This is a genomic window from Pseudomonas laurylsulfativorans, assembly GCF_002906155.1.
GTDB lineage: Bacteria > Pseudomonadota > Gammaproteobacteria > Pseudomonadales > Pseudomonadaceae > Aquipseudomonas > Aquipseudomonas laurylsulfativorans.
In genome coordinates, this window is sequence record NZ_MUJK01000015.1 from 57,858 (window position 1) to 76,866 (window position 19,009).

Sequence of the window (19,009 nt, forward strand, 5' to 3'; positions counted from 1 at the left end):
GACGTCCGGGCTGACGCCAATCGCGAGCAAGCTCGCTCCCACAGGGTTTTCGATCGTTCACAAAATTTGTGATCACCAAAAATCCACTGTGGGAGCGAGCTTGCTCGCGATAGCGCCCTCAAGAACAGCACAAAATCAAACCCCCGGCACCGGACACCCCAAATCCCCCTCCTGACACTTCAGGTAAGTCTTGAACGTTTCCACCCGCGCCTTGGTCAATTGCGTCACGCAATTGCTGTAGATCAGCGGATACACACTCCCGCCTTCCACCCCGGACGCCGAGAACTGGCACTCGGCATCGCGAAACGCGACCCACGACCGCTGCGCACCCACCAGCAACTTCTTGCCGTCGGGGTTGCCCTTCAGGCGCGAAGTGATTTGCTGGTAAAGCGTATTCAACTCCTTGTCCGCCGCCGCCTGCTGCAGCGACGCGCACTGGTTCATCGTGGCCTGGTTGGTGGCGTTGTCACAGTTCACGGCAGCATGGGCCAGGGAGGTGAACAACAAAGGCGTCAGCGCCAGGAGAAAGCGTGCGTGCATGGCAGTAACTCGCTGTGTCAGGGGAAGGTTGGGATGCAGGTTTGGGATGCAGTGTAGCGCTGTGGCAGGTTCAGCCATCTACGTCTGCCATTGTGGGTACTTTTTTACCGACTCATGTTCAAGCCAAGGCTGCTCATGGGATGTCCAGATATGCGCTTGTGGCGTCATTTTCGGGTCATCATCGAGTGTCGCTACCCGGACAATCACGTGAGGTTGGGCCAATCGCTCCGCCATCAAGTGTGAGCCGCAGACCGTGCAGAAATGCCGAAACTTGCCCGGCGACGATTCGTAGCGGCTCAGGTGACCCTGGCCTTTGATCCAGCGAAAGTGCTCGCGCATGACCCCGGCGGTCGATGCAAAAGCCGCCGCGTGTGCCTTGCGGCAGGTTTGGCAATGGCAGTGGCTGATGGGCATGTCCAGGCTGTCGAGTTCGTATTCGATGGCCTTGCACAGGCAACTGCCGCGTAGTTTTTCCTTCATGTCGCTATCCTTTTCGATGCTGTTTCGAGGCACAACGTTAGCAGTTTCGACCTTCTGACTTTGTGGTTGCCCCAGAACTAATCCGCGTAAATGCAACCGAATATCTCGGGCATGGTTGATTGCACATCCCGATTGGTACAACTTTAGGGTTGGTCGTGTGGTCTTACTGACCTACTGTTCAAATACAGGAGGTGACTTATGAACCCAGCATCTGATCGCATCGAAAGGAAAGTCCTGCTCAAGGCCAAGCGTTCACAGGTCTGGCGTGTGCTGGCCAATGCCGAATTGTTCGGACAGTGGTTTGGCGTGGCGCTGGAGGGCAAGCGTTTTGTGGCAGGCGAGTGGACCCAGGGGCAGATTACCTATCCTGGTTATGAGCATTTGCGCTGGAACGTACTGGTAGAGCGGGTCGAGCCGGAGCGGCTGTTTTCGTTTCGCTGGCACCCTTATGCCGTGAACCCTGAAGTCGATTACTCCCAGGAACCCACCACCCTGGTGAAGTTCGAGCTCGAAGACATGGACGACGGCACGCTGCTCAAGGTCTCCGAATCCGGTTTCGATCACGTTCCCCAGGCCCGTCGTGAAAAGGCGTTCCGCATGGACAGTCGTGGCTGGGAAGAGCAAATGAACAATATCGAGCAGTTCTTGATCGACAGTGCCAAAGCCCACGAGCAACAGAGTGGCTGAAGTTGATCTGTTCGATTCATGGTTGAAACGCTGGGCGCTGGTGTCGGACGGTGAGCCGATCATCACGCCTGGCAGCCGTTTGTTACCGGTACGTCTGGGCGATGTGCCGGCCATGTTGAAAATCGCCGTAGATACCGAAGAAAAGTTCGGCAACCTGCTGATGACCTGGTGGGATGGTGACGGCACCGCCCGGGTCTTTGCCCATCACGGCGACGGGCTGCTGATGGAGCGCGCCATGGGCCGGCGATCACTGATGCACATGGCCCTCAGCGGACAGGATGATGACGCCAGCCGCATCCTTTGTGCGGCGCTGGCACGGCTGCATGCCCCACGTGCCGCTCCGCTACCGCCGTTGGTGCCTCTGGTGCGCTGGTTTGCCTCACTGCGTGTGGCGGCCGCACAACAGGGCGGTGCGTTTTCCCTCAGTCTGGCGAGCGCCGAGGCCCTGCTGGCTAGCCCACAGGACGAGGTGGTACTGCACGGCGATATGCATCACGACAATGTCCTCGATTTCGGCGCGCGCGGCTGGCTGGCCATCGACCCCAAGCGGGTGAGCGGCGAGCGCGGCTTCGATTACGCCAACCTGATCTGCAATCCCGACCTGCCCACGGCGACCGATCCCGGGCGTTTTGATCGGCAGCTCGCCGTCGTGGCGCAGGCCGCCGACCTTGATCCGCGGCGTTTGCTGCAATGGGTGCTGGCATTTGCCGGGCTGTCGGCGGCCTGGTTTCTCGAAGACGGCAACAGCCAGGCGGCGCAAGGTCAGCTGGAAGTCGCAAAGCTCGCGGCTTCCAGGCTCGAAGCCTGAGGTGTCTAAGGGTTTTCGGAAGGTGGCTTATAGCGAATGTCTTACACGCGATGGTAGTGATATCGCCTGTTACAATTTGGATCCGTTGCGTATTCTGGCCTCACCCACTGAAGCACAGGATGTGCTCAGGATCATGGATGATCGACCATATGCAAGGAACGCTGCGACAGGGAGTCGTCATGGTCTTGGAAAAACCCGCTTCGGCGGGTTTTTTTGTGGGCGCAGGAAAAACCGGGGCGGCAGGAACGGGCTCCTGCCGCCGTTTTTTCACTGTAGGTCGAGTTTCGCCGCCGCCCGCTCGGTGATTTCCGCCCGCAGCTTCAACGAGACGGCAGCCCGCTGGCGAGCCTCTTCCAGCACACTGGCCGGAGCCGTCTCGGGGCTGCCCGCGCTAAAGGGCGGGGCAGGGGCGTATTCCAGTTGCAGCTGCACCCGCTCGGCGGTGGCCGGGTCGAACAGTTCGGCGGCCAAGGTCAGAGCGAAGTCGATACCCGCGGTGATGCCGCCTCCGGTCAGCAGCTTGCCGTCGCGAACCACCCGATCTTTCACCGCGATTGCGCCCAGCGGCTTGAGCAATTCGTGATAGGCCCAGTGAGTGGTGGCGCGTTTGCCCTTGAGCAATCCTGCCGCGCCCAGCACCAGCGAACCGGTGCATACCGAAGTGACGTACCGGGCGTTGGCGGCCTGGGTCCTGAGAAAGTCCAGGGTCTGCTCATCTTCCATCAAGGGGCCGACGCCGCCGCCACCGGGCACGCAGATCACGTCCAGCGCCGGGCAATCATCGAAGGTGATGGTTGGTTTCAACAGCAGGCCGGTGCTGGCGGTGACCGGCATCAGGTCCTTCCAGATCAAATGCACTTTCACATCCGGCAGCGAAGCCAGCACGTCATAAGGGCCGGTCAGGTCCAGTTGCTGGACCTGGGGAAACAACAGAAAGCCGATCTGCAACGTCATGGTGTTTTTCTCGTGAAGTGGGTGGACGGCTTAACTGTAGGCTCGTAGGATTTGGCGTATACGCCAATATCCCCACGAATTACGCCAAATGTCGAAAACCATCCACGTACTCGCTTTCGCCAACGTGCAATTGCTCGACGTCACCGGGCCGTTGCAGGTATTTGCCTCGGCCAACGACATTGCCCGCCAGCAAGGTCTGCCGCCGCCCTATGCGCCGACGGTGATTGCCAGCGGCGGCGGGGCGGTGATGTCGTCGGCGGGCTTGGCGCTGTTGGCTGAACCGTTGCCGGACAAGGGCACTGATACCCTGATCATCGCCGGTGGCTGGGGTGTTTACGCGGCGGCGCAAGATGCGCCGTTGGTCGCCTGGGTGCGCGAGCATGCCCGTGGCTGCCGCCGGGTATCCTCGGTGTGCACAGGCGCGTTTCTGCTGGCGGCCAGCGGCTGGCTCGATGGCCGGCGCGTGGTCACCCACTGGACCCGCTGCGAACAATTGGCGCAGCAGCATCCGCGTTTGCAGGTCGAGCCCAATCCGATCTTCATCAATGACGGCCCAGTCTGGACCTCGGCCGGGGTGACGGCCGGCATCGACCTGGCGCTGGCCATGGTCGAACAGGACCTGGGGCGCAACATGGCCCTGGAAGTCGCCCGCCAACTGGTGGTGTTTCTCAAGCGCCCGGGTGGCCAGTCGCAATTCAGCGTGACCCTGTCCCTACAACAGGAAGGCAACCGTTTCGACGACCTTCACGCCTGGATCAGCGAAAATCTCACCCAGGACCTGGGCATCCCGACCCTGGCCCTGCAGGCTGGCATGAGCGAACGCAGCTTCGTGCGCCACTACCGCGCCGACACCGGCCAGACCCCGGCCCGGGCCATCGAACTGATCCGCGTCGAAACCGCGCGTCGCCTGCTCAGCGATACCGGCGTGCCGATCAAGCGGGTGGCGGTGCAATGCGGCTTCGGCAGCGAAGAAACCCTGCGCCGCAGCTTCCTGCGGGCCATAGGCGTAACGCCGCAGGCTTATCGGGAGCGGTTTTCGGTGAGTGCTGGCGCAGACTCCGTAATGTTTTCGGACAACGTCGTCCGCACTATCAGGCTTCCGCTTCCGTCACCTGATTAAAATACTTCGCCCGATCCGGCGTAAACGTCACCACCATGCCTGTCCGTGCACACGTCAGCGCCCGTTCTTGCGCCAGGTCCACGTCCAGATCTTCCCCGCGCAAACCTTGCCACTGGGCGAGGTATTTGAGGGAGCCGTATTTTTCGAGTTTCTTCAGGCTGCGGCTGACGCCACCTTTCCAGCCCAGTACCGGTAACTCGCCGGCGAGGCACTGTCGGGCGAGATCGGGGAAACGGGCGGCGCGCTGGCGGCCTACCTCCCAGCATTTGATCAGGCCCTTGTCGGCGGCTTCCCAGAGTTCTTCGCGGTTCAAACCGGTTCGGAGCGGGGAGTCGATGCTGCGATGGATGCGTTGGGTCATTCTGATTCCTTGAATTCGGGTGGTTCTGGACAGCTCCGCTGTACCCGTTGTGCAGGATGTTAGGTGGGGATGTAGCGGCTGGCAACAGGGTATTTTCGGGGTGTTGCAAGCGGTTTTGTTTAAGAAGCGTAGGGCTCGGATTGCACAAGACCTGTGGCGAGGGGGCTTGCCCCCGTTCGGCTGCGCAGCAGTCGTAAAGTCAGGCAACACTGTCTTTGCGAGAGACTCGATAGGCCGTTTTGGGGCCGCTGCGCAGCCCAACGGGGGCAAGCCCCCTCGCCACAGGTGTGGGTAGTGTTGGAAGCTGGTGTTCACGGCTGCCAAACAACCTTCTCCCCACTCAACCTCCGATCCAGAAAACACGCCGCACTGATCAACGCCAGATGCGTCAGCGCCTGCGGCGTGTTGCCCATATGCCGCCCATGGCTGTCGAACTCTTCGGCATACAGCCCCAGCGGGTTGGCGTACCTGAGCAACTGTTCGAACTCCAGATGGGCCTTGTCCAATTGGCCGGCGCGGGCCAGGCATTCGACGTACCAGAACGAGCAGGCGGCGAAGGCGCCTTCGCTGCCGGGCAGGCCGTCGATCTGGCTGTCGTCGTTGCGGTAGCGGTAGATCAAACCGTCGCGCACGAGGCTTTTTTCGATGGCTTGCAGGGTCGCCAGCCAACGCGGGTCGCGGGCACTGACGAAGCGCACCAGCGGCATCAGTAGCATCGAACCGTCCAGGCCGGTGCCACCGATGTGCTGGACGAAATGCCCGCGCTCTTCATTCCAGAAGTTCTCCCAGATGTCGGCGTAGATCGCCTGGCGTGTCTGGTCCCAGCGAGCGAACGGGGCGGGCAGTGAACGTTTCGACGCCAAGCGGAGGGCGCGGTCCAGGGCGACCCAGCACATCAACCGTGAATGCAGGAAATGGTACTGCTCGCCGCGCATCTCCCAGATGCCGACATCCTTTTGCTCCCAGGTCTCGCAGACCTGATCCACCACCTCCACGGTGTGTTTCCAGCCTTCATGGGAGATGGCTTCGCCGTATTTGTTGACCAGGTAAATCGCGTCCAACAGCTCGCCAAAAATGTCGAGCTGGACCTGTTCGTATGCTTGGTTGCCGATGCGCACCGGTTGAGCGCCACCGTGGCCGGCCAGGTGCGCCAGTTCGATCTCCGGCAACTCCTGGCGACCGTCGATGGCGTAGAGAATGTTGAGCTTCATCGGCTTGCCCTGACAGTCGCTGACCCGCCCGCGCAACCAGCGCATGTAGGCGTTGGCCTCTTCGACGAAACCCAGGCGCATGAACGCATAGACGGTGAATGAGGCGTCGCGGATCCAGGTGAAGCGGTAGTCCCAGTTGCGCTCGCCGCCGGGGCTTTCCGGCAGGCCGAAGGTCGCGGCAGCGAGAATGGCGCCGTGTTTGCGCGAGGTCAGCAGTTTCATCGCCAGGGCCGAGCGGTTGACCATCTCGCGCCAGCGCCCGCGATAGTTGGACTGGCCGATCCAGTCGCGCCAGAACTTCAGGCTGCGTTCCAGGCACAGTTCGGCGGCGCCGTCCTTGAAGCGCGGATCGTCGAGGGCGCCGAGCAGGAATTCGCCCGTCTGGTCTTGTTCGAGGGTGAATTCGGCAACTGCCCCGTTGGCTTCGATACGCAGCGCCTGATCGGATGAGAGCCGCAGCGACGGTTGATCGGCGGCGTCGAAGATCACGTCCTGCTTGTCCATGCGAGCGCGAGTGTTGGCGCGGGCGTAGTCATGGCGCACAGCGCAACGCATGTGGAACGTGGCGCGGCCGCTGACCACACGGATCCGCCGCATCAGCAGCGGCAGGTCGTCTTCAGTGTCGCCGACGGGCAGCAGGTCGGTGACCTCGACCACCGCGCGGTCACTGAGCCAGCGGGTTTGCAGCACGTTGGTGTCGGGCAGGTAAATCTGCTCGCGGCGGGCGTCCGGCAAATCCGGTGACAACTGGAAAATACCTGCCTCGGGAGTGTCCAGCAGCGAACAGAAGATCGATGGGCTGTCGAACTCCGGCCAGCAGAAAAAATCCACGCTGCCCTTGTCGTTGACCAGTGCCGCGCTGCGCATGTCGCCGATGATGCCGTGGGCGTCGATGGGGCTTTGGCGTTCGGGTTGATCAGCCATTGTCGCGAAACTCCGGGAATCTGGGGCCTAAATAGCTGACTGGTTGGGGCCGGTGAGAGTTCATTTGGCGGGATGTCGAGGTGGCTGTGAGGGCTTCTTCGCGAGCAGGCTCGCTCCCACCCTGGACGGCGTACACCACATCTACTGTGGGAGCGAGCCTGCTCGCGATGGGGCCTTCACATTCAACCAACAAATCCACGCTTCCCCCACAATCAGCCGTTATGGCAACGTGCAGTCCCCTGATGAGACCAGACCCATGGCAAACCCCTATCGCGAGTTGTTCAAAGCCCCCGGCAGTGGCGCCTTCGTGCTGGCCGGAATGATCGCGCGCATGCCGATTTCCATGACCGGTATCGGCCTGATCACCATGCTTTCGCAATTGCAGGGTGGCTACGGTCTGGCGGGCGCGGTGGCGGCGACGTTCGCCCTGGCCACGGCGTTTTGTGCGCCGCAGGTTTCCCGATTGGTGGATCGATTTGGTCAGGGGCGGATATTGCCGGTGGCGGCGCTGCTTGGCGGCGGGGCACTGTTGCTGCTGTTGCTGTGCACGCGATTGCAGGCGCCACACTGGACGTTGTTTGTCTTCGCCGCGCTGGCCGGTTGCATGCCAAGCATGTCGGCGATGGTGCGGGCGCGCTGGACCGAGGTGTATCGCGGTCGCCCTGAACTGCAAACCGCCTACGCCCTGGAATCGGTACTGGACGAAGTCTGCTTCATCGTCGGGCCGCCGCTGTCGGTGGGCCTGTGCGTGGTGGCATTCCCCGAGGCCGGGCCGTTGGCGGCCTTGCTGGCACTGGCCATCGGCGTCACCGCGTTCGTCTTGCAGCGCAGCACAGAGCCGCCGGTGCATCCCCATGAGGATCATCACCAAGGCTCGATCATTCGTTCCCGCGATATTCAGTTACTGATGCTGTTGATGGTGGCCATGGGCACCATTGTCGGCGTGGTGGACGTGGTCAGCGTCGCCTTTGCCCAGCAGCAGGGCCAGCCGGCGGCGGCGAGCATTGTGCTGTCGGTGTATGCCATTGGCTCGTGCCTGGCCGGGCTGGCGTTCGGCGCACTGCGCTCGAAAGTGCCGCTAGCGCGCCTGTTCTTGTACGGCGGGGTAGCGACGGCGGTGACTACCTTGCCGTTGCTGCTGGCGGTGAACATTTTCGGCTTGTCCCTGGCGGTGTTTGTCGCGGGGCTGTTTTTTGCGCCGACGCTGATCGTCGCCATGGCCCTGGTGGAACAGATCGTGCCGCCGGCCAAACTCACCGAAGGCCTGACCTGGCTGGTCACCGGCCTGAGCATCGGCGTGGCGATCGGCGCCGCCGGCTCCGGCTGGCTGGTGGACGCCTTCGGCGCACGCAGCGGGTTCTGGCTGGCGATTGCGGCGGGGGCGGTGGTGCTCGGTTCCGCGATACCGAGCTATCGCCATTTGAGGTAAGGCCAACACAGTACCTGTGGCGAGGGAGCTTGCTCCCGCTCGGCTGCGCAGCAGTCGTAAACCTGGCGAGAGCGGTGCAACTGGGCAATCACAGTGAATGGTTTTGGGGTCGCTGCGCAACCCGACGGGAGCAAGCTCCCTCGCCACAGGTCCTTGTGCAATTCAACTTTGATCTGCGACTAATTCCCGGCCTACCTCATCCGTTCTCCAAGCAGACAACTTTCGAGGAAAGCCCGGTGCCCCAGCTGACATTGCTGTGCCTGCCCTATTCGGGCGCGAGTGCCATGGTCTATAGCCGTTGGCGACGCAAGCTGCCGCAGTGGCTCACGCTGCAACCGGTGGAGTTGCCGGGCCGTGGCGCGCGCTACGGCGAGCCCTTGCACACCGACATGCGCCGCCTGGCGCTGCAACTGGCCCATGAGCAGAAAGCCACGCTCAAGACGCCGTACGCGCTGTTCGGCCACAGCATGGGCGCGTTGCTGGCCTGCGAGATGGCCCACGCATTTCGCGCGCTGGGTTGCCCGGAACCGGTGGCGCTGTTCGCCTCGGGTACCGCCGCGCCGACCCTGCGCGTCGACTACGACCGGGGCTTTGCCCAGCCCAAGACCGACGCCGAACTGATCGAACAACTGCGCACCCTCAACGGCACCAGCGAAGAGATTTTGGCCAATGAAGAGTTGATGAGCCTGACCCTGCCGGTACTGCGCGCGGACTTCCTGTTGTGCGGGCGTTTCGAGCCGATCCAGCGCCCGTTGCTCAAGTGCCCTGTGCATGTGCTCGGCGGCAAGGCCGACCGCGCCACCACCGAGCAACTGATCGGCTGGAGCCAGGAAACCCGCGGCAGTTTCTCGGTGGACATGCTGGCTGGCGGGCACTTCTTTATCCATGAGCAAGAGGCCAAGGTGCTGCGGGTGATCAAGGATCAGCTTGAGGTGCATCATCGGCGGCTTTCCATGGCTGCCGTGGGTTAACACCACTCCCAAATTTCACCCGATCCCTGTGGGGAGCGAGCTTGCTCGCGATGACGGCGGCACATTCAGCATGGATGTGACTGACACTCCGCCATCGCGAGCAAGCTCGCTCCCACAGTGGTTTTCATCGTTCTGCATTCCGCGTTTCACCTCCCGCCTGATTGGCTAATTTTTCCCGTCTGCATTCGTTTTATAGGGACGACGCGCCTTTGCGCCTGCTGCCTACTGATGCGGATGCCGATAGATGAATGCTGAAGACTCCTTGAAACTTGCTCGCCGGTTTATCGGGTTGCCCCTGGAAAAGCGCCAGGTGTTCCTTGCGGCCTTGCACAAGGAGGGCGTGGATTTCGCCCGTTTCCCGATTCCGGCCGGCATCGAGGCCGAGGATCGCCAGGCGTTGTCGTACGCCCAGCAACGCATGTGGTTCCTCTGGCAGCTGGACCCGCACAGCGGCGCCTACAACCTGCCGGGCGCGGTACGGCTGACCGGGCACTTGAATCTATCGGCGCTGGAGCAGGCGTTCGCCAGCCTGGTGGCGCGGCATGAAACCCTGCGTACAGTGTTCCAGTGTCAGGCCGACGACAGCTTGCAGCAGGTTCCTGCCACGGCGCCGCTGCTGATCGAACAAACGGATTTCAGCGCGCTGCCTGCCGAAGAACGCGAACGGGCCGTGGCGCAAACCGCAGAGCAGCAATCGCTGCTGCCATTCGACCTGGCGGCCGGCCCGTTGCTGCGGGTCACCTTGCTCAAGCTCGCCGACCAAGAGCACGTGCTGTTGCTGACCCTGCACCACATCGTGTCCGACGGCTGGTCGATGAACGTGCTGATCGACGAATTCATCCGCTGCTACGACGCCTTCGATGCGGGCACACAACCGCAGCTGACGCCGCTGCCTATCCAGTACAGCGACTACGCCCTGTGGCAGCGCCGCTGGCTGGAGGCGGGCGAGCAGGCGCGGCAACTGGCGTACTGGCAGGCGCAACTCGCTGATGAACATCCGGTGTTGGAATTGCCCCTGGACCATTCGCGCCCGGCGATGCCGAGCTATCGCGGCACTCGCTACGAATTCGCGGTCGAGGCGCAACTGGCCGAGCAACTGCGCAGTACCGCGCAAAAGCACAACATCACCTTGTTCATGCTGTTGCTCGGCGCTTTCAATGCGTTGCTGCATCGCTACACCGGGCAAACCGACATCCGCGTCGGCGTGCCCATCGCCAACCGCAACCGCGCGGAAATCGAAGGCCTGATCGGCTTCTTCGTCAACACCCAGGTGCTGCGTACCGAGCTGGACGGCCAGACCCGGGTCGACGACTTGCTGCGTGCCGTCAAGGAAACCGCCCTCGGCGCACAGGCCCATCAGGACTTGCCGTTCGAACGCCTGGTCGAAGCGCTGAAACTTGAGCGCAGTCTCAGCCACACGCCGTTGTTCCAGGTGATGTACAACCACCAACCGCATGTGGCCGACATGGCCTCGGTCAGCACCGCCTCCGGCCTGGAACTGGGCAGCATCGACTGGCAAAGCCGCACCACCCAATTCGACCTGACCCTCGACACCTGGGAAAAGGGCGGCAAGCTGCACGCCGCGCTGACCTACGCCAATGACCTGTTCGAAGCCGATACCATCGCGCGCATGGCCCGGCACTGGACGCGCCTGTTGCAGGCGTTAGTCGACGACTCGACGCAAAAAATCGGCGAATTGCCGATGCTGACGGCCGAGGAGCGACAGGTGCTCGTGCAGGACTGGAACCGTACCGCCGAGGTCTATCCGGTCGAGCAGTGCATGCATCAGCTGATTCAGGCCCAGGCCCGCCGCACCCCTGAGGCGCCAGCGCTGGTGTTTGGCGAACGCCAGCTCAGCTACGTGCAACTCGATGCCCGCACCAATCAACTGGCGAACTACTTGCGCGAGCAAGGCGTCGGTCCGGATGTTCTGGTGGGCATTTGCGTCGAGCGCTCCCTGGAAATGGTCATCGGCCTGTTGGCGATTCACAAGGCCGGTGGTGCTTATGTACCACTGGACCCTGAGTACCCGGCCGAACGCCTGGCCTACATGATCGACGACAGTGCGATCGGCCTGCTGCTCACTCAGAGCTCCCTGCTCAACGCCTTGCCCGCCGAACGCATCAAATGCATCGCCCTGGATCAGGAGCAAGACTGGCTCGACCGCTACAGCGACACCTGCCCGCAGGTGGACGTGCATCCGTTGAATCTGGCCTACGTGATCTACACCTCAGGTTCCACCGGCAAGCCCAAGGGCGCGGGCAACAGTCACGCGGCGCTGGTCAACCGTTTGTGCTGGATGCAGCAGGCTTACGCCATCGATGGCAGCGACTCGGTCTTGCAGAAAACCCCGTTCAGTTTCGACGTGTCGGTCTGGGAGTTCTTCTGGCCGCTGATGACGGGCGCGCGCCTGGTGGTGGCGCCGCCGGGCGCACATCGTGAGCCGGCGCAGTTGATCCGCCTCATCGCTGACTACGGCATCAGTACGCTGCACTTTGTGCCGTCGATGCTCCAGGCGTTCATCCACGAGTCGGGTGTCGAGGCGTGCACCAGCCTCAAGCGTATCGCCTGCAGTGGCGAAGCCTTGCCGCTGGATGCGCAATTGCAGGTGTTCAAAAAACTGCCGGGCGCAGGCTTGTACAACCTGTATGGCCCGACCGAGGCGGCCATCGACGTGACCCACTGGACCTGTATCGATGAAGGCGCCGACAGCGTGCCCATCGGCCGGCCCATCGCCAACCTGCGCACCCATGTGCTGGATGCGCAATTGCTGCCGGTTCCGGCCGGCGTGGCGGGGGAGTTGTACCTTGGCGGTGCCGGCCTGGCGCGCAATTATCACCGGCGTCCGGCACTCACCGCCGAACGTTTCGTGCCGTGCCCCTTCCATGACGGTGCGCGCTTGTACCGCACCGGCGACCGCGTACGCCAGCGTGCGGATGGCGTGATCGAATACCTTGGACGCCTCGATCATCAAGTCAAATTGCGCGGCCTGCGCATCGAACTGGGGGAAATCGAGACGCGCCTGATGCAGCACGCGCTGGTACGTGAAGCCGTGGTGCTGGTGCAGGGCGGCAAGCATCTGGTGGCGTATCTGGTGCTGGAAAGCGCCGATGCCGACGGGCAGTGGCCGCAAACCCTCAAGGCCTGGCTGCTCAGCAGCCTGCCGGAATACATGGTGCCCACCTACCTGATGCCGCTGGACGCCTTGCCGGTGACTGCCAATGGCAAGCTCGACCGCAAGGCCTTGCCGCAACCCGACGCCGCGCCGCAACAGGCATTCGTCGCACCGCAAGATACGATGCAGACCACGCTGGCGCAGATCTGGCAAGAGGTGCTGGGCGTTGAGCGTGTTGGGCTTGAAGACAACTTCTTCGAACTCGGTGGCGACTCGATCATTTCTATCCAGGTGGTCAGCCGCGCCCGTCAGGCCGGTATCCGTCTCAGTCCGCGAGACTTGTTCCAGTACCAGACCGTGCGCAGCCTGGCGCTGGTCGCGGTATTCGACAGCCGCAGCACCATCGATCAAGGCCCGGTCAGTGGCCAGGTGATCCTGACGCCGGCGCAGCATTACTTCTTCGAGCAAGCCATCGCCCGGCGTCAGCACTGGAATCAGTCACTGCTGCTGACGCCTCGGGAAGCGTTGAATCCTGAGGCGTTGGAACGGGCGTTGGTCAGCGTCATCAACCATCACGATGCCTTGCGCCTGCGCTTTATCGAGGGTGCCGAAGGCTGGCAGCAGTGCCATGCTGCGCCAGTCGAGTCCGCTGAGTTGTGGTTGCGTCATGCATCTTCGGCCGAAGCCGTGACCGCTCCCTGTGATGAAGCGCAACGCAGCCTCGACCTGGCAAACGGTCCGTTGCTGCGCGCCTTGCTGGTCAGCCTCGACGATGGCAGCCAGCGCCTGCTGCTGGTGGTTCATCACCTGGCGGTGGACGGGGTGTCGTGGCGGGTGTTGCTCGAAGACCTGCAACAGGCTTACCGGCAAGTGGCCTTGCCCGAGAAAACCAGCGCCTATCAAGCCTGGGCCGCGCACCTGCACCAGCATGCCGGCACCATCCTTGCGCAAATGCCGTACTGGCAGGCGCAACTGGCGGATGCCCGAGACCTGCCATGCGACAACCCGCAGGGCAGCTTGCAGCAGCGCCACGGGCACAAGGTCGAAACGAAACTGCACGCCGAACTGACCCGCCAATTGCTGCAACAGGCGCCGGCGGCCTATCGCACCCAGGTCAACGATCTATTGCTCACAGCGTTGGCGCGGGTCATCTGCCGCTGGAGTGGGCAGGGCTCGACACTGATCCAGCTCGAAGGCCACGGCCGCGAAGACCTGGGCGACGACCTCGACCTGAGCCGCACCGTCGGCTGGTTCACCAGCCTGTTTCCAGTGCGCCTGCAACCCGATGCCGGGACGGCGAATTCGATCAAGTCGATCAAGGAACAACTGCGCGCCATTCCCGGCAAAGGCCTGGGCTATGGATTGCTGCGCTACCTCGGCGAACCGGCGCAGCGCCTGGTCCTGCAAGGCTTGCCGGCGCCACGCATCACCTTCAACTACCTGGGGCAGTTCGACCGTCAGTTCGATGAGGCTGCGCTGTTCGTCCCGGCCTCGGAAAGCGGCGGCCAGGCCCGGGGCGACGATGCGCCGCTGGCCAACTGGCTGACCGTGGAAGGCCAGGTCTATGGCGGGCAACTCTCACTGCAATGGGGCTTCAGCCGTGACATGTTTGCCGAGTCCACCGTGCAACAACTGGCCGATGCCTACGCCGAAGAACTCAAGACACTGATCGAGCATTGCTGCGCGACAGCGGCAGGCCAGGTCACGCCGTCGGACTTCCCGCTGGCGCGCATCACCCAGGCACAACTCGATGCCTTGCCCGTCCCGGCACCGGCGATCGAGGACGTTTACCCGCTGACGCCGATGCAACAGGGCATGCTGTTCCACACCCTGTACGAACCCCAGGCCGAGGCCTACATCAATCAGTTGCGCCTGGACATCCAGGGGCTGGAGCTGGCGGCGTTCGGCCGGGCCTGGCAGGCGGCGATCAATCGTCACGACATTCTGCGCAGCAGCTTCCACTGGCTGGGGCTTGAGTGCGCGCACCAGGTGATTCATCGCCAGGTCGACCTGCAACTGCAAGTGATTGAGGCGGCTGACATCGATCTCGATGCCCTGGCGGCTGAAGAACGCAGTCGCGGCTTCGAGCTCGGCACCGCACCGTTGTTCCGCCTGCTGCTGGTGCGTCGAGGCCATGAAGACTGGCACCTGATCCATACCAGCCATCACATCCTCATGGACGGCTGGAGCAACGCGCAATTGCTTGGCGAAGTGATCCAGCACTATGCCGGCCAGTCGCTGACCAAGCCGTTGGGGCAGTACCGCGACTACCTCGGCTGGATTCAACAGCAGCCGCTGCTGGCCGCCGAGCAGTTCTGGAAACAAGCGTTGGCGCCGCTGGAAACACCGACGCGGCTGGCGCAAGCCTTGCCGACGCCCGCCGAAGGGCGGGGCATGGGTGAACATCAATTGACCCTTGAGAGCGCCGCGCTACAGCGCCTGAGCGATTTCGCCCGCCAGCAAAAAGTTACTCTCAACACGCTGCTGCAAGGCGCCTGGGGCCTGTTGTTGCAGCGCTACACCGGCCAGTCCTGTGTGGCGTTCGGCGCAACCATTGCCGGACGTTCCGCGCCGCTGCCGGGCATCGAGCAGCAGTTGGGCCTGTTCATCAACACCTTGCCGATCATCGCCGCACCGCAAGCAGGGCAGTCGGTGGCCCAGTGGCTCAACGACTTGCAAGCCCTGAACCTGAGGCTGCGTGAATTCGAGCACGTGCCGCTGTACGACATTCAGGGCTGGGCCGGGCAACAGGGGGCGCTGTTCGACAGCCTGTTGGTGTTCGAAAACTTCCCGGTGGCCGAAGCCCTCAAGCAAGGGGCGCCGGCCGGCCTGACTTTTGGCGCGCTGCATAATCACGAAATCACCAGTTACCCGCTGACCCTCGGTATTGAAGTCGGCGCCACCCTGCGTCTGGACTTCAGTTTCGACCGAACCCTGTTCAGTGCCGCGCAGATCAGCCAGTTGGGCGCCAGCCTGTTGCAGGTGCTGGAGCAGTTCGTCGCGCAGCCACAACAGGCGCTGAGCGCGGTCAGCCTGCTGGACCCTATGGCGCAAGCCAAGGTGTTGGCAGGTTCCCGTCCACCCGCGCCGCTGATCGACAGCCCGTTGCTGGCCCATCAGCGCTTCGAACAGCAAGCGGCACGCACGCCCGATGCGCTGGCTGTGATCGTCGGTGACGAACGCCTGACCTACGCCCAGCTCAACGCACAAGCCAACCAGCTCGCCCATCGCCTGCGTGCCCACGGTGTGGCGCCGGGGCAGCGGGTGGGCCTGGCGGTGCGGCGCAATGCACAGATGATCGTCAGCCTGATGGCGATCCTCAAGGCCGGCGCCGGTTATGTGCCGCTTGATCCGGATTACCCGGCCGAGCGCCTGGCCTACATGATCGAAGACAGCGGCATGGACGTGCTGCTGGCGCAACCGGGGCTGCTGACCGATGTCGCGCTGCCGCAAGGTTTGCCGCGTCTGGCACTGGAGGCGAGCGCCGACGGTTACTCCACGCAAAACCCGGAAAACCTCGCCAGCGCCGAAGACCTCGCCTACCTGATCTACACCTCCGGTTCCACCGGACGACCGAAAGGCGTGTGCCTGGCCCATGCCGCACTGCGCGAGTTTTGCGTGATCGCGGCGGATTATTCGCAACTCACGGCGCAAGACCGCGTGCTGCAATTTGCCACCTTCAGCTTCGACGGCTTTGTCGAGCAGTGCTATCCGCCGCTGTGCGTGGGCGCGGCACTGGTGATGCGCGGCGATGAGCTGTGGGACACCGACACCCTCTATCGCCAGATCATCGAACAGGGCGTGACCCTGGCGGATTTGCCGGCGGCCTACTGGTTCCTGTTGTCCCAGGAGTGGGCCGCGCAACCGCAGCGTGAGAAAGGGCGCTTGCGTCAGGTTCATGTCGGCGGCGAAGCCATGTCGCTGGAAGGCCTGAAGCTGTGGCACGCCGCCGGTCTGGGCGAAGTGCGCCTGCTCAATACCTATGGCCCGACCGAAGCCACGGTCGTTTCCAGCACCCACAAATGCACGCTGGCCGATACCCGCAATCACATTGGCGTGCCGATCGGCAAAGCGCTGCCGGGTCGCGCACTGTATGTACTGGACAGCGAGGGCCACCTGCTGCCGACCGGTTGCGTCGGTGAGTTGTGCATCGGCGGTGACGCCGGCCTTGCCCAGCGCTACCACCAGCGACCGGGCCTGAGCGCCGAGCGTTTCATCGCCGATCCGTTTTCCGCCACACCGGGTGCGCGGCTGTACCGCAGCGGCGACCTGGCGCGTTATCGCGAAGACGGTGCGCTGGAATACCTGGGGCGTATCGATCACCAGGTGAAGATTCGCGGTTTCCGGGTCGAGCTGGGTGAGCTGGAAGCGCACTTGCAAGGCCTGCCGATGATCAGCGAAGCCGCGGTACTGGTGCACGAAGGTGTCGGCGGCAAGCAGTTGATCGGCTATGTGGTGCCGGCTTCAGATGAACTGCTGGCGGCGGATGCGCGTCAACTCACCGACACCGTGCGCCGCGCCCTGGGCGAGCGCCTGCCGGACTACATGCTCCCGGCGCAACTGGTGCTGCTCGCCGCGTTGCCGCTCAACCGCAACGGCAAACTCGACCGCGCCGCGCTGCCGGCCCCGCAAGTCTGGGAAGCTGAAGCCGGCAGCGCACCACAGGGTGCACTGGAAACCGAACTGGCGCAGATCTGGCAGCAGGTGCTGCAGGTCAGTCGCGTCGACCGCGAAAACAGCTTCTTCGAACTGGGCGGACACTCGTTGCTGGCGACGCAAATCGTCTCGCAGATCCGCCAGCGCCTGGGCCTGTCGGTGAGCCTGCGCAGCCTGTTCGAACATCCGCGCCTTGAGGATTTCGCCGCCCGGGTGCAAGCGCTGCAACACAGCTGTGAACGCCCGGCGCTGGTGGCGGACACCTCTGGCGAGCGCCAGCCGTTGTCCTTTGCCCAGCAGCGTTTGTGGTTCCTGTGGAACCTGGAGCCGGACAGTTCGATGTACAACATGCCGGGTGCCTTGCGCCTGCGGGGCGAGTTGAACCTCGACGCCCTGCGCCAGACCTTCGAAACCCTGGTGCAGCGCCACGCGGTGTTGCGCACCACCTTCTACGAAGAAGACGGCCAGACCTGGCAACGGGTACACGGGCAATTGCCGTTGAGTTTCGACGCCAGCGACCTGCGGCATCTGCCAGCACCGGACCTAGAAGCGCAACAGCTGGCCCGCGAAGAAGTCGCCCGGCCATTCGACCTGCGCCACGGTCCATTGCTGCGGGTGAGGGTGCTGCGGGTCGCGGAGGATGAGCATGTGCTGTTGCTGACGGTGCATCACATCGTCGCCGATGATGGGTCATTCCGCGTCCTGATCAATGAATTCGTCACGCTGTATCCAACCCTCAGCCGTGGCGAAATCCCGCAACTGCCGGCGCACAGCGTGCAGTACGCCGACTTCGCCAAATGGCAGCGCCAGTGGCTGGAGCAGGGCGGTGAGCTGCAACGCCAGCTTGATTACTGGCAGCAGCGCCTCGCTGAGCCACAAGCGGTGCTGGAGTTGCCCGCCGACGGTGACCAGCGCACGGCGCAAGCAGGTGCCGGCGCGCATTTCACCTTCAGCGGCGAACTGAGCCAGCAGTTGCGCGACTTTGCCCAGCAGCGCGATTTGTCGCTGTTCATGCTGCTGCTGAGCGGTTTCACCCTGGTCCTGCGCCAGCGTACCGAGGTCAGTCGTGTGCGCATCGGCACCGATATCGCCAACCGAAATCAAGCCGGGCTTGAAGAAATGGTCGGCTTCTTCGTTAACCAACTAGTACTGCAAGTGGAGGTCGATGCCGAGCAGTCGGCGGCGCAGTTGCTGGACGCTTGTCGCCGGGCGGTACTGGAGGCTTCGGACCATCAGGACCTGCCGTTCGAGCGCCTGGTGGAGGCCTTGCGCCTGCCGCGCCGCGCCGGACGTTCGCCGCTGTTCGACATCAAGCTGATTTACCAGGAAGGCGTTGGTCGCCTGCCGTCGATGGAGGGCCTGCAAGTCGAGGACTTCCCGTCCGGGCGGCAGGCCGCCGAGATCGGCATGGTCGCTGCGTTCTACAACGACGCACAGCACATCCATCTGAGCTTCGAGACACCGGCGGGTCAGTACCTGCCGAGCACGCTGGAAAGTCTGTTCGAGCAGATTCAGGCGGTACTGGAGGCGCTGTTGCGCAGTGATCAGTTGCAGGTGGGCGAATTGTTGAACCTGGCCAGCGACGTGCAACGCCGCGCCGATGTGCGCTTGAGCGAGCAACGCAAGGCCTTGCTCGGCGGCGCCATGGGGATCAAGCGTCGCTCGTCGAACCGTAGCGCGCCGGCACCACAGATCGCAGCGGACTGATTCAGCCGGCGGCGCCTTTAGGCGCCGCCGTCATCATTTTCTGGAG

At 63.1% G+C, this 19,009-nt stretch carries 11 protein-coding genes; 6 read left to right on the forward strand and 5 right to left on the reverse strand.

From position 1 onward, the window contains the following. Nucleotides 1-135 precede the first annotated feature (135 nt). Nucleotides 136-540: a lysozyme inhibitor LprI family protein gene (locus tag B0D71_RS28165; RefSeq protein ID WP_103397628.1), complete on the reverse strand. Its 405-nt coding sequence runs from the start codon at nucleotides 538-540 to the stop codon at nucleotides 136-138. Between the two features lie 78 nt (nucleotides 541-618). Beyond that, entirely contained in the window at nucleotides 619-1,020 is a 402-nt protein-coding gene (locus tag B0D71_RS28170; RefSeq protein WP_103397629.1) for a GFA family protein, read from the reverse strand. A 198-nt stretch (nucleotides 1,021-1,218) separates the two neighbouring features. Here B0D71_RS28170 and B0D71_RS28175 point away from each other — a divergent pair, with 198 nt between their 5' ends. Both B0D71_RS28175 and B0D71_RS28180 read left to right on the forward strand, forming a co-directional pair. Continuing rightward, nucleotides 1,219-1,707: an SRPBCC family protein gene (locus B0D71_RS28175; protein WP_103397630.1), complete on the forward strand. Its 489-nt coding sequence runs from the start codon at nucleotides 1,219-1,221 to the stop codon at nucleotides 1,705-1,707. A gap of 7 nt (nucleotides 1,708-1,714) precedes the next feature. Further along, nucleotides 1,715-2,515 carry an aminoglycoside phosphotransferase family protein gene (locus B0D71_RS28180; protein WP_103397673.1) on the forward strand — a complete coding sequence of 267 codons (801 nt, stop codon included), beginning with the start codon at nucleotides 1,715-1,717 and terminating at the stop codon, nucleotides 2,513-2,515. Between the two features lie 267 nt (nucleotides 2,516-2,782). Here B0D71_RS28180 and inhA read toward each other — a convergent pair whose 3' ends face one another. Next, entirely contained in the window at nucleotides 2,783-3,469 is a 687-nt protein-coding gene (gene inhA, locus B0D71_RS28185; RefSeq protein ID WP_103397631.1) for an isonitrile hydratase, read from the reverse strand. A gap of 88 nt (nucleotides 3,470-3,557) precedes the next feature. Between inhA and B0D71_RS28190 the strand changes: the two genes are divergently transcribed. Further along, entirely contained in the window at nucleotides 3,558-4,589 is a 1,032-nt protein-coding gene (locus B0D71_RS28190; protein WP_103397632.1) for a GlxA family transcriptional regulator, read from the forward strand. Here the strand turns inward: B0D71_RS28190 and B0D71_RS28195 are convergent. Next, nucleotides 4,561-4,950 carry a hypothetical protein gene (locus B0D71_RS28195; RefSeq protein ID WP_103397633.1) on the reverse strand — a complete coding sequence of 130 codons (390 nt, stop codon included), beginning with the start codon at nucleotides 4,948-4,950 and terminating at the stop codon, nucleotides 4,561-4,563. The genes B0D71_RS28190 and B0D71_RS28195 overlap by 29 nt on opposite strands. A gap of 311 nt (nucleotides 4,951-5,261) precedes the next feature. Then, nucleotides 5,262-7,085 (reverse strand): glycoside hydrolase family 15 protein, encoded by a 1,824-nt coding sequence (locus B0D71_RS28200; protein ID WP_103397634.1) that lies wholly within the window; start codon nucleotides 7,083-7,085, stop codon nucleotides 5,262-5,264. Between the two features lie 256 nt (nucleotides 7,086-7,341). Here B0D71_RS28200 and B0D71_RS28210 point away from each other — a divergent pair, with 256 nt between their 5' ends. From B0D71_RS28210 to B0D71_RS28220, 3 genes are all read left to right on the forward strand, one after another. Further along, a complete protein-coding gene (locus tag B0D71_RS28210) occupies nucleotides 7,342-8,514 on the forward strand; it encodes an MFS transporter (protein WP_103397636.1) in 1,173 nt (390 codons plus the stop codon). Nucleotides 8,515-8,750: 236 nt separating this feature from the next. Then, the gene (locus B0D71_RS28215) at nucleotides 8,751-9,485 is read left to right on the forward strand and encodes a thioesterase II family protein (protein ID WP_103397637.1); all 735 of its coding nucleotides are present in this window, start codon (nucleotides 8,751-8,753) and stop codon (nucleotides 9,483-9,485) included. 244 nt (nucleotides 9,486-9,729) lie between these two features. Continuing rightward, the gene (locus B0D71_RS28220) at nucleotides 9,730-18,963 is read left to right on the forward strand and encodes a non-ribosomal peptide synthetase (protein ID WP_103397638.1); all 9,234 of its coding nucleotides are present in this window, start codon (nucleotides 9,730-9,732) and stop codon (nucleotides 18,961-18,963) included. Nucleotides 18,964-19,009: the final 46 nt, after the last annotated feature.